This window comes from Pseudomonas frederiksbergensis, from assembly GCF_003732275.1.
Classification (GTDB): domain Bacteria; phylum Pseudomonadota; class Gammaproteobacteria; order Pseudomonadales; family Pseudomonadaceae; genus Aquipseudomonas; species Aquipseudomonas frederiksbergensis_H.
On the sequence record NZ_MOBM01000043.1, the window covers coordinates 1 to 11,113 of the forward strand.

Here is an 11,113-nt window from a genome sequence, read left to right on the forward strand (position 1 = left end):
AGCGCTTCGAACAGGATTGCGAAGTGGTACCAGAACGCCATGGTGTTTTCACCTGGCAGAACGTGGTGCAGGATCTGCGCGATACCGACCGCCAGGGTCGGCGCACCACCGGCACGGGCCAGGATGGTGGTTTCGCCGATGTCCTTGGCCACCGCTTGCAGCGCTTCCGGGGTAATTGCAAAACCCCAGCTGCTGACGGTCTGAGCCACCGAAACAGCATCGGAGCCTACAAGGGCTGCGGGGCTGTTCATGGCGAAGTACACGCCGGGCTCGATCACCGAAGCGGCAACCATTGCCATGATCGCCACGAAGGATTCCATCAGCATGCCGCCATAACCGATGTAACGGGCATGGCCTTCACTGGCGAGCAACTTCGGCGTGGTGCCGGAAGCAATCAGCGCGTGGAAGCCGGACACCGCGCCACAGGCAATGGTGATGAACAGGAACGGGAACAACCCACCCTTCCATACCGGCCCGGTGCCGTCGATGAACTGGGTCAATGCCGGCATTTTCAGGTCGGGCATGGTGATCAGGATGCCGATCGCCAGCGCAACGATGGTGCCGATTTTAAGGAAGGTCGACAGGTAGTCACGCGGCGCCAGGATCAGCCACACCGGCAACACGGCCGCCACAAAACCGTAACCGATCAGCATCCAGGTGATCTGGAGCCCGGTGAAGGTAAAGGCTTTGGCCCAGACCGGGTCAGCGGCAATCTGCCCGCCCAGCCAGATCGAACCCAGCAGCAACGCCACGCCGATCACCGAGATTTCACCGATGCGACCCGGGCGGATGTAGCGCATGTAAATGCCCATGAACATTGCAATCGGGATGGTCGCCATCACCGTGAAAATGCCCCACGGGCTTTCGGCCAGGGCCTTGACCACGATCAGCGCCAGCACCGCGAGGATGATGATCATTATCAGGAAGCAGCCAAACAGCGCGATGGTCCCCGGGATGCGGCCCATTTCTTCACGGACCATATCGCCCAGGGAACGACCGTTGCGGCGGGTGGACATGAACAGGACCATGAAGTCCTGAACCGCACCGGCCAGCACGACGCCGGCAATCAACCACAGCGTACCAGGCAGGTAGCCCATCTGCGCCGCCAAGACCGGGCCGACCAGCGGCCCTGCGCCAGCGATGGCTGCGAAGTGGTGACCGAAAAGTACGTGTTTGTTGGTCGGCACGTAGTCCAGACCATCATTATTGAGTACGGCGGGAGTGGCTCGATTGGGATCGAGCTGCATCACCTTGGTGGCGATGAACAGGCTGTAATAGCGGTATGCGACGAGATAAATAGCGACTGCTGCGACTACGATCCAGAGGGCGTTGATGGCTTCGCCGCGGCGCAGGGCCACGACACTTAGCGCAAACGCTCCCAGGACAGCCACGGCAAACCAGGCGAGGTGTTTAGCCAGACGGGGCATAGCGTGTCTCCTGCCGACAGCCAGTGGCTGCGGCGGTAATTATTATAATTGTGTCCGCATTGCGGAGCGGGCCCAATATCCGCCCATGCTGTCGACAAATAAATCCGCGTTACTACGTACGTGGCGTCTACGTAGTTCTACGTAGATGACGCAAAACCTGTGGGAGCGAGCCTGCTCGCGATAGCGGTGGCACAGTCAACATCGACGCTGAATGTCAGTCCGCCATCGCGAGCAGGCTCGCTCCCACAAGGTTTTGCATTTCGCAGGTCATTCTGTCCAGCACCGCTACTGGAGGCGCGTATCTTTGGCATATGATGCCGGGCCTTCGCCTTCCCTCGGTCTGGCCAGGAGTAGAGATGCAGCTCAAACACAAAATCGTCGCGCTCGGGATTCTGCCGCTGGTGCTGGCGATCGCGGTCATCTGCGCGCTGGTGATTTCCCTGAACCGCCAACTGGGTGATCAACAGGCGCAACTGATCGAAGACAGCATTCTGGCCAGCAAGCGCGCGGAGCTGAAAAACTACGTCGAAATGGCGCAAAGCCTGATCGCGCCGCTGTACGACGACGGTCGGGGCGATGAGCGCGCGCAGCAACAAGTGCTGGAAGAACTGCGCAAGCTCAGCTTTGGCATCAACGGCTACTTCTTCGTCTACGACCGCGAGGGCCGCAGTCTGATGCACGCGCGCCAGTCAGAGCTGGTGGGCAAATACCTGTGGGACATGACCGACCCTCACGGCTTGCCGGTGATCCAGGCGTTGCTCAAAAGTGCGCAATCAGGCGAAGGCTTTCAGCGTTATGCCTGGAACAAACCCTCTTCAGGCCAAGTGACTGACAAGCTCGCCTACGTGGTGATGCTGGATCGTTGGGGCTGGATGCTCGGCACCGGCATCTACCTTGAAGACGTCGAACGCGCCACCCAACAAGCGCGTGCCGAGGTGGCTCAGGGCATCCGTAAAACCATGGGGGCGATTGCGGCGGTGGCCCTTGTGGCGGTGCTGTTTGTATTTGCCAGCGGCATGACGCTGAATGTCAGCGAACATCGCCTGGCCGACAAAAAACTCCAGCGCCTGACTCAACGCATCGTCAGCCTGCAGGAGGAAGAGCGGTCACGGGTTTCCCGAGAGCTGCACGACGGCATCAGCCAGCTACTGGTGTCTATCAAGTTTCAGTTCGAACTGGCCAGCCATGTGCTGGAGAATGGGCAAGACAAGGGATTGGGCATTTTAAGAGACGCCACGCAGCGCCTCGGGGACGCGATTGGCGAAGTTCGCAGCCTCTCTCACGACCTGCGCTCGTCGTTGCTCGACACCCTCGGCCTGCCGGCGGCGATCGGTCAACTCGCCGCAGAATTCGAGCAACGCAGCGGTCTGGTCGTGACTTTCAACGATAACGAATTCGACTGTCATCTGGTCGATGGCGCCGCCGTCTCGTTGTTTCGCATCGTGCAAGAAGGCCTGACCAATATCGAACGCCACGCACAGGCAAAAAACGTCATCATTACCCTGCACGGTTCTGAAAAGTCCGTACGCTTGACAGTGGTCGATGACGGTATCGGTTTCAACGTTGCTCAGGTCGAACGTCGTCACGCTGGCATTGGCCTGCGCAATATCCGTGAACGTGTCGAGCATTTTGGCGGTCGATTCGACCTGACATCGATGCCGGGAAGAAGTGAGCTGGACGTGCTGCTGCCGATGAAACTGCCCGGTACAGAACGCTGACTCACCCCATAACAATTAGAGTGAATGCCTGCGATGAACCTGCCCTACCCGATCCGCGTCGCCCTGGTCGACGATCACTCCCTGGTCCGCGATGGAATCAAATCGCTGCTGGCGGTCATGGCGCAGCTGGAAGTGGTGGGAGAAGCCGAGAATGGCGTCGATGCCATCGAGATGGTCGGGCGCTGCCAGCCGGATCTGTTGCTGGTCGACATCAGCCTGAAGGACATCAACGGCCTCGAGCTGACCCGGTTGTTACGCAGCCAGTACCCGTCGCTCAAAGTGCTGGTGCTGAGCATGTACGACAACTATGAATACGTGAGTGAGTCCGTTCGCTCGGGTGCCAGCGGCTATGTGCTGAAGAACGCGCCTTCACGGGAAATCATTGCGGCGATCGAAGCCATTGTCAGTGGCGGGACGTTCTACAGTGCCGAAATCGCACAGCGGCTCATTGCCGATAAAAGTACCGACAACGAGCTGACTCCGCGCGAAAGCCAGGTGCTGTACAAGATGGCTCAGGGGCTGAACAACAAGGAAATGGCTCGCGAACTGGACATCAGTGTCCGGACAGTAGAAACCCATCGCCTGAGCATCCGTCGCAAGCTCAACATCGACAAGCCCGCGGCCCTCGTAAAGTACGCGATCGATCACGGGATCATTTCGCGTTAGAGGCGGTTTACACCGTACTCGTATTAACGACACGTGCCGTGCGAACAAACAACGCGCGTACCTTGTCCCAGAAATTCCCCCCAAGTACGAAAAAGCTGCCGATCAACATGGCATCGCCAAGCGCCTGCAGCTGCCAGAGATTCGGTCTCAGCCCCGGCCAAAGCGTGTCTATGTAAGGTTCGAGAAATCCCGAGATCAGCGGCAGGCAAAACATCACCAGGCCAATCCTATGGCGAGCCGGGCCTACTTCCACGTCTGCCGGTGCAAGCGTGGAGACGTAACCGAACATGCTGCGCTTGAGTTGCTGAAAACCGGATTTGCCCATGATCGCAATCGCGAGAATCAACAGAATCTTGTTACTGATAAACAAAATGCCTGTCAGTGCCGCGACCTTTGAACCTGACACACCCGCTGCGGCAGCAAGAGGCACCATCAACCAGGATCCCAGCATTAAACAGATAATCGCGATGCCCAGTTTGAAACGCCAACCGGTGGAGCTGGGTGCAATGTTGTCCTGGGGGCTACTCATGGTCTTCTTAACCTTCTTTTCTGGTAGAAATTAATAAATCTTCAGAAGCGTAGCAGTTGGTCGATTCCATGATCATTTCAACATGACCTTGTATTCGTCCGAGCTGTACTAACCTAAGCGAACCGGTAACCAACGCCATTTCAATACTGGGGATGTTCGGATGACGTTTTCCCAAGATCTGCTTTCAGTACATCGATGCTGACGCGCTCAGGTCGGCTGCTTCTGCTGGTTGCCCTTGGCCTTGGCGGCTGTGTCCGTCTGGGGCCGGATTTTCAGGCCCCAGGCGAAGCATGGACAAAACTCTGGAGCAGCCCTGCGCTTGAGCAGGCCAGCCAACGAAGCCTGAATCCCGATCTTCGCCAGTGGTGGCAAGTGTTCGCCGACCCGGTCCTCGATGCGCTGATCGCCGAATCGGATGCGCACAATTCAGACCTGAAGATTGCCGGCCTTCGCGTCATGGAAGCCCGTGCCCGGTTGGGTATTGCGCAAAGCGGACGCTTTCCGCAGCTGCAACAGGCCAGCGCCGACAGTCTGTACTTCAACCGCAAGCAGTCCGGCGGCAACAAGCCGCAAGACAGCCACTTCTGGCAACACAGCGCGGGTTTTGACGTCGGTTGGGAACTGGATTTCTGGGGGCGCTTCAGTCGAGCCATCGAGTCGTCCGATGCCAGTTACTTTGCGGCTCAAGCCAACTATGAAGACGTACTTGTACTGCTGCGTGCTCAGGTGGCCGATACATACTTTTCGTTGCGCACTACCGAAGCGCGTTTGCGCGTCGCCCGAGAAAACGCCGAACAGCAAAAGCGCAACTTTGAGATCACCGAAAAACTGTTCAACAGTGGCCAGAACGCCGAACTCGACTTGCAACAAGCCAAGACCCAATACCTGGGCACCTTGAGCAGCATTCCGGATCTTGAGGCGCAAGTGCAGCGCACCCGCAACGCGTTGGCCGTGCTGATCGGCCGACCACCCAGCGCCCTGCCCCAATTGCTCGAGAACGAGGGGCTGATCCCGCTGGTGGACCGAGCCGTGCTGCAAGACGTGCCGGCCAGCCTGTTGTTGCGTCGACCGGACGTGCGCGCTGCCGAGCTCAATGTCGCCGCCCAGTCGGCACTGATCGGTGTGGCGCAAACCGACTTCTATCCGTCGCTAACCTTGCTGGGCAGCATCGTCTGGACCACCGACACCTTGAGCGGCACCTCCAACAGCCTGGACCTGATCGGCGGCCCCAGTTTGCGCTGGAACCTGTTTGACCACGGCCAGATCAGCAACAACGTGCGTGTACAAGATGCGCGGTTGCAGCAGCTGATTGAGGTTTACCGCGATAAAGTCCGCCAGGCCGCACGAGAGGCCGATGATGCCGCCAGCAGCCTGATCAAATCACTGGAACGCGAGCGCATCCTGGGTGAAGCGCAGGTCGCTGCCAAACGTTCGTTGAACCTGGCCAGCACCCAATACCGCGAAGGGTATTCGGACTTTCAGCGCGTGCTGGATGCTCAACGCGCATTGCTCGAACAGCAGGACAATTACCTGCTCAGCCGCAGCAATGCCGTGAGCAACCTGATCGCCCTGTACAAAGCCCTTGGCGGTGGATGGTACAGCGCCCAGCCGACAGTCGATCAAAGCACTCGCCAGCAAATGGAACAACGCACCGACTGGGGCAACCTGCTGAATGAGTCGGCCCCTTCGCAAGCCTCCTATCCCGTGCCAGAAGGTCAAAGCCGATGACTGAACTCTCGCCGCCCGCCACAGAGGCCCCCTCCCCCAAGGCGCCCGAGCCTGCTGCCGATCCCGCAAAAAAGGGCATCAGATGGGTGATGCTGCTGATCGTCCTGAGCCTGGCCTGGTACTTGTTGGCTGACCGGTTCACGCCTTATACACAACAGGCTCGGGTGGGTGCCTTTGTCATTCCGGTCGCATCCGAAGTGGCCGGCCGGGTAGTCCGCGTGAATGTGCGTAATAATCAAGACGTCAAGGCGGGCGATGTGCTGTTTGAGGTGTATCAGCAGCCCTATCAAATCGCCGTCGACCGCGCACGTGCCGACCTGGAGTCTACCCGCCGCCAGATCGGTGCCAGCACCGCCGGTATTGCCTCCGCGCAGGCCTCGTTGCGCGCTGCCCAGGCCAATGAGCTCAAGGCACGGCAGGACAATCAGCGTCTTGAAGGTTTGTACCGCGAAGACCCCGGCACCATTTCCGTGCGCCTGCTGGAAGTCTCTCGGGCCAACCGTGAACAGGCCGTCAGTCAGGTTGCCGCAGCCCGTGCCGAAGTTCAGCGGGCACGGGAACAGGAAGGCGGCAGCGAAGAAGACAACGCGCTGTTGCGTAGCGCCGCCACGGCGTTGTCGAAAGCCGAACTGGACTTGTCCAACACGCAGATACGCGCACGGTCGGCGGGACTTGTCACCGATCTGCGCACCGATGTCGGACAGTTCGCCACTGCCGGCAGCCCGGTCATGACCCTGATTGCCATCCACGATGTGTGGATCAGCGCGGACATGACCGAAAACAACCTCGGTCTGGTCGAGGTCGACACCCCTGTTTCGATCGTTCTGGATGCCCTGCCGGGGAAGGTTTTCGAGGGCCGTGTGCGCAGCGTCGGCTACGGTGTCAGCGTGGGGCAGACCACTGCGCCCGGCAGCCTCCCCAGTGTGCAGAACAGTCGTGACTGGCTGCGTCCGGCCCAGCGTTTTCCGGTGATCATTGAGTTTTCGGAAGACTCAAGGAAAACGCTGTTCGACAGTCGCGCCATCCGTGCCGGTGGGCAGGCTGAAGTCATGGCGTTTCCTACCGAAGGCAATCCGCTGAACCCGCTTGGGCGTCTGTTTGTGGGGCTAATGAGCTGGCTGAGCTATGCCTATTAAGGGCATGTCTACTCAGCGCACGCCCCGTGTACAACGGGCGTTGCGTCTCGCCACGGGCACGGCGCTATGCCTGGCCATCAGCTTCGGCCTGGCGCTGCCGATCCCGTTTATTTCGCCGGTGCTCGCCGTGTTGCTATTGGCCTCGCTCAATCGGCCTTTGCCATTCAAGGCCGCACTGGTGCTTGCGGTGGCCGCGATGCTGACCACCGGCATCGGCCTGTTGCTGATCCCCGTCCTGCGCTATTACCCCTTCTGCGGTGTGCTGCTGATCGGAGTCAGTCTGTTCCTGGCCTTTGGTTTTGGCCTGCGCGGCGGCAACACCTTGATCATGACTTTCCTGATCATTGGCCTGACCATGATTTCCTCAGCCGGCGTCGCCGAGTTCGATCTGGCGATGATGGTCATTGGTGCCTTGGTATTGGGCTTGATCCTCGCCGTCATCGTCGTGGCGTTCAGTCACTGGTTGTTCCCCGAACCGGCCAATGCACCCTCCCCACCCGCCGCCAGCGCTCTGCCGGCGCAGGAAGTGGGCCGGGTTGCACTGCGCGCGACCCTGATTGTTATACCGGCGTTCCTGTTGGCCCTGATCGATCCGGCCAGCTATCTGCCAATCATTTTGAAAGCGGTCAGCCTTGGTCAGCAGAGTTCGACGACAACGGCACGCAACGCTGCTCATGAGCTGCTCGGTTCGACCTTCATGGGCGGGCTGTTGGCCGTTGTGTTCTGGTGCGCGCTTAGCCTGTTTGTGCATCTATGGATGTTCTTTCTGTGGATGCTCCTGTTCGGCTTGCTGTTGGCGCGCAAGCTCTATGCCCTGAGCCCGACTCGACAAACCCCGGGGTTCTGGCTCAACAGCCTGATCACGTTGATCATCCTGCTGGGTCAATCGGTTCAGGACAGCCTCGCCGGAAAGGACGTCTATACCGCCTTCGTCGTGCGCATGGGATTGTTTATCGCCCTCACGCTCTATGCCTTGCTGATGGTTCATTTACTCGATCGGCGGCAGCGCAATCCAGGCGTCACTCAGCTCACGGAGTGACCTGATAACCCCGCCCTTGCAGGCAACCGTGATCGTGCTGTTTCACATCGCCCTCGACCTGCTCATAAAACTCATCATGTTGACGTCCTGGAACCTGCGTAGCATCCACCGCAGCACCCTCCGAGGGTGGCGGGCTTGAGGTGCTCTGGCTGGCCGTGACGTTGCTGCAATCATTGATGTCCAGCTGGATTTGTTGCGAGGTCTGCCCTTTCAAGGGCACGACCGTTTCGGCCTGAACCTGCGTATAGACCATCAACATGACGACACACAGGCTAAAAGGCGATAACCGACTCATGACGACCTCCGACAAGGTCCACTGTGTTTACGGGCCAGTGTTTGGCTGGGAAGTTCCTGGAACAGCGCTCGATAACTGCTGGAAAACCGCCCCAAATGCCAGAACGACCAATCCATCGCCACTTGCGCGACTGTCGTTTCCCCGGCCGTTCGCCTGAGCAATTCGCGGCGCGCGCTGTTGAGCCGACGCAAGCGCAACCAATGCGTGGGTGTCATTCCTGTATACGCTTTGAACGCATGCTGCAACTGACGCAGCGAAACCCCGGCCACTTGGGACAGCTGCAGCAAATTGAGGGTTTCTTCCGGTGTATCGGCGGCCCATTCGGCGACGCGTTTCATGATTGCTCGCTCGTCCGCCCGACGCTGCAAACCTGCGCGATCCAGGCACACACAGGCGTTATCGAGGATGTACAAACAGTCCTCTAATAGTTGCTGGGTCAACGCCTCTTTGCTCGGCGGATCCAGCGTCTGCGTCAACCGCGTCAACGTCCCGCTCAACCAGCGGCTGAACAGCGCGTTCTGGCCTGAATTGAGCGGTGACATGAACAAGCCTTCGAGTCGCGCCACGTCCAGACCATGCCGCTGAACGAACTCCGGACCGAATACCACGGCGATTTCCTGGTAGTTCTCCGGGGTGATCCAGATGTTGCGACTTTCACCGTTCAGCACATACAGCGAGGTGTCGTTGCGATCGAAACAGAACGCCAGCGCGCCTTCGGGGGCGCTGAAATTCTGCTCGACCCGGGTGTTCATCTGTTCCTCGTAAATCTCTACGCCTTGCAAATCCAGATAGCGTACCCGCCCGGCGAAATGCCCCGGGGACATCTGCTGATAGTGCTGCACCCAACCCGGTGTGGCGCGGATTTGCTCGGCCACGTCGGCGGTGTTGAACGCTTGAACCTGTAACGGATTGCACGCTGTCATGGGGTGACCTTGCGCACTCTTTTGGTGCGCTTTGGTGCTGCTTAAAGTGGATAGATGGAATGCCAAGGCTCGCCCAAGATAGTCGTCAACGCGCTACAGGGGAAGTGTTAGGTGGATGAAACCGCTTTCCCCGGCGTCAATAAAACCAACAACGAGGTCTTTATGAATGCCCCTTTCGATCAGCTGCTCACGTGGCTGAAAGATCACAAGATTACCGAGGTCGAGTGTGTGGTCAGCGACTTGACCGGCATTGCTCGCGGCAAGATTGCACCCACCAACAAGTTCCTGCATGAGCGAGGCATGCGCCTGCCGGAAAGTGTGCTGTTGCAAACGGTAACCGGGGACTTTGTCGACGACGACATCTACTACGACCTGCTCGACCCGGCCGACATCGACATGGTCTGCAAGCCCGTCGCCGACGCGGTTTACGTCATTCCATGGGCTATCGAGCCGACCGCCATCGTGATCCACGACACGTTCGACAAGTTCGGCAATCCCATCGAACTGTCGCCACGCAACGTGCTGAAAAAAGTCCTGAAGCTCTATACCGACAAAGGCTGGAAGCCGATTGTCGCGCCGGAAATGGAGTTCTACCTGACCCAGCGCTGCGAAGACCCGGACCTGCCGCTCAAGGCGCCACTGGGACGCTCGGGCCGAGCGGAAAGCGGTCGTCAGTCGTTTTCCATCGACGCTGCCAACGAATTCGACCCACTGTTTGAAGACGTCTACGACTGGTGCGAACTCCAGGGCCTGGACCTCGATACATTGATCCACGAGGACGGCCCGGCGCAGATGGAAATCAACTTCCGTCACGGTGACGCCCTCGATCTGGCGGACCAGATCACCGTGTTCAAACGCACCCTGCGCGAAGCGGCACTCAAGCACAACGTCACCGCAACCTTCATGGCCAAGCCCATCGGTGACGAACCTGGCAGCGCCATGCATATCCATCAAAGCGTGGTGGACATCGCCACCGGCCAGCCGATCTTCGCCGATGCCGACGGGCAGATGAGCGAGCTGTTCCTGCACCACATCGGCGGCTTGCAAAAGTACATTCCCAAAGTGCTGCCGATGTTCGCACCCAACGTCAATTCGTTCCGCCGCTTCCTGCCCGACACCTCGGCGCCGGTCAACGTTGAATGGGGCGAAGAAAACCGCACCGTCGGCCTCCGCGTACCGACCTCCACCCCGGACGCCATGCGTGTGGAGAACCGCTTGCCGGGCGCCGACGCCAACCCTTATCTGGCGATTGCCGCGAGCCTGTTGTGCGGTTATCTGGGGATGGTCGAACGCATCGAACCGAGCGCAGCGGTACAAGGCCGCGCCTATGAACGTCGCAACCTGCGCTTGCCGATCACCATCGAAGATGCCCTGACACAGATGGAAGAATGCGACACCGTCGAGCGTTATCTGGGAAGCAAGTTTGTCCGCGGTTACGTCGCGGTCAAGCGCGCCGAACACGAAAACTTCAAGCGTGTGATCAGCTCCTGGGAGCGGGAGTTCCTGCTGCTCAGCGTTTAGTCCGTAACGGCCCCATCGCGAGCAGGCTCGCTCCCACATTTGAAATGTATTCCCCTGTGGGAGCGAGCCTGCTCGCGAAGACGGTCGCCAGAACACCAAAGAAGCGCCTGAAGAAATTCAATAACTAAAAG

Annotated in this window: 10 protein-coding genes; 6 read left to right on the forward strand and 4 right to left on the reverse strand. The window is 59.1% G+C overall.

The genetic code is table 11. The features are described 5' to 3' along the window. Positions 1–1,427, reverse strand: a 1,427-nt coding sequence (locus BK662_RS33705; protein ID WP_123361165.1) for a carbon starvation CstA family protein, incomplete at its 3' end; no start/stop codon positions are given. A gap of 356 nt (positions 1,428–1,783) precedes the next feature. Between BK662_RS33705 and BK662_RS33710 the strand changes: the two genes are divergently transcribed. Next, positions 1,784–3,145, forward strand: a complete 1,362-nt coding sequence (locus tag BK662_RS33710; RefSeq protein ID WP_123361166.1) for a cache domain-containing protein — start codon at positions 1,784–1,786, stop codon at positions 3,143–3,145. Positions 3,146–3,178: 33 nt separating this feature from the next. Further along, positions 3,179–3,811: a response regulator gene (locus BK662_RS33715; RefSeq protein WP_008015035.1), complete on the forward strand. Its 633-nt coding sequence runs from the start codon at positions 3,179–3,181 to the stop codon at positions 3,809–3,811. A gap of 7 nt (positions 3,812–3,818) precedes the next feature. Here BK662_RS33715 and BK662_RS33720 read toward each other — a convergent pair whose 3' ends face one another. After that, entirely contained in the window at positions 3,819–4,340 is a 522-nt protein-coding gene (locus BK662_RS33720; RefSeq protein WP_123361167.1) for a transporter suffix domain-containing protein, read from the reverse strand. 195 nt (positions 4,341–4,535) lie between these two features. On the opposite strand from BK662_RS33720, the gene BK662_RS33725 reads away from it, so the two are divergent. The 3 genes from BK662_RS33725 to BK662_RS33735 are packed head-to-tail and all read left to right on the forward strand — an operon-like array spanning position 4,536 to position 8,243. Then, complete coding sequence (locus tag BK662_RS33725) at positions 4,536–6,068, forward strand: efflux transporter outer membrane subunit (protein WP_123361168.1); 1,533 nt, start codon at positions 4,536–4,538, stop codon at positions 6,066–6,068. Beyond that, complete coding sequence (locus tag BK662_RS33730) at positions 6,065–7,204, forward strand: HlyD family secretion protein (RefSeq protein ID WP_123361169.1); 1,140 nt, start codon at positions 6,065–6,067, stop codon at positions 7,202–7,204. The genes BK662_RS33725 and BK662_RS33730 overlap by 4 nt, the downstream gene beginning before the upstream one ends. Before the next feature lie 4 nt (positions 7,205–7,208). Continuing rightward, positions 7,209–8,243 carry a DUF2955 domain-containing protein gene (locus tag BK662_RS33735; RefSeq protein ID WP_375539024.1) on the forward strand — a complete coding sequence of 345 codons (1,035 nt, stop codon included), beginning with the start codon at positions 7,209–7,211 and terminating at the stop codon, positions 8,241–8,243. Here BK662_RS33735 and BK662_RS33740 read toward each other — a convergent pair. Continuing rightward, the gene (locus BK662_RS33740; RefSeq protein ID WP_123361171.1) at positions 8,233–8,538 is read right to left on the reverse strand and encodes a hypothetical protein; all 306 of its coding nucleotides are present in this window, start codon (positions 8,536–8,538) and stop codon (positions 8,233–8,235) included. The genes BK662_RS33735 and BK662_RS33740 overlap by 11 nt on opposite strands. Continuing rightward, complete coding sequence (locus BK662_RS33745) at positions 8,535–9,461, reverse strand: helix-turn-helix domain-containing protein (RefSeq protein WP_123361172.1); 927 nt, start codon at positions 9,459–9,461, stop codon at positions 8,535–8,537. Before BK662_RS33745 ends, BK662_RS33740 begins: the two co-directional genes overlap by 4 nt. Positions 9,462–9,623: 162 nt before the next feature. On the opposite strand from BK662_RS33745, the gene BK662_RS33750 reads away from it, so the two are divergent. Beyond that, a complete protein-coding gene (locus tag BK662_RS33750; RefSeq protein ID WP_123361246.1) occupies positions 9,624–10,982 on the forward strand; it encodes a glutamine synthetase family protein in 1,359 nt (452 codons plus the stop codon). Positions 10,983–11,113: the final 131 nt, after the last annotated feature.

Bases quoted from the DNA above. Each gene is read 5' to 3' on its own strand.
- BK662_RS33710 (WP_123361166.1), top strand. From the start codon at position 1,784: ATGCAGCTCAAACACAAAATCGTCGCGCTCGGGATTCTGCCGCTGGTG.
- BK662_RS33715 (WP_008015035.1), top strand. From the start codon at position 3,179: ATGAACCTGCCCTACCCGATCCGCGTCGCCCTGGTCGACGATCACTCC.
- BK662_RS33720 (WP_123361167.1), bottom strand. From the start codon at position 4,340: ATGAGTAGCCCCCAGGACAACATTGCACCCAGCTCCACCGGTTGGCGT.
- BK662_RS33725 (WP_123361168.1), top strand. From the start codon at position 4,536: ATGCTGACGCGCTCAGGTCGGCTGCTTCTGCTGGTTGCCCTTGGCCTT.
- BK662_RS33730 (WP_123361169.1), top strand. From the start codon at position 6,065: ATGACTGAACTCTCGCCGCCCGCCACAGAGGCCCCCTCCCCCAAGGCG.
- BK662_RS33735 (WP_375539024.1), top strand. From the start codon at position 7,209: ATGTCTACTCAGCGCACGCCCCGTGTACAACGGGCGTTGCGTCTCGCC.
- BK662_RS33740 (WP_123361171.1), bottom strand. From the start codon at position 8,538: ATGAGTCGGTTATCGCCTTTTAGCCTGTGTGTCGTCATGTTGATGGTC.
- BK662_RS33745 (WP_123361172.1), bottom strand. From the start codon at position 9,461: ATGACAGCGTGCAATCCGTTACAGGTTCAAGCGTTCAACACCGCCGAC.
- BK662_RS33750 (WP_123361246.1), top strand. From the start codon at position 9,624: ATGAATGCCCCTTTCGATCAGCTGCTCACGTGGCTGAAAGATCACAAG.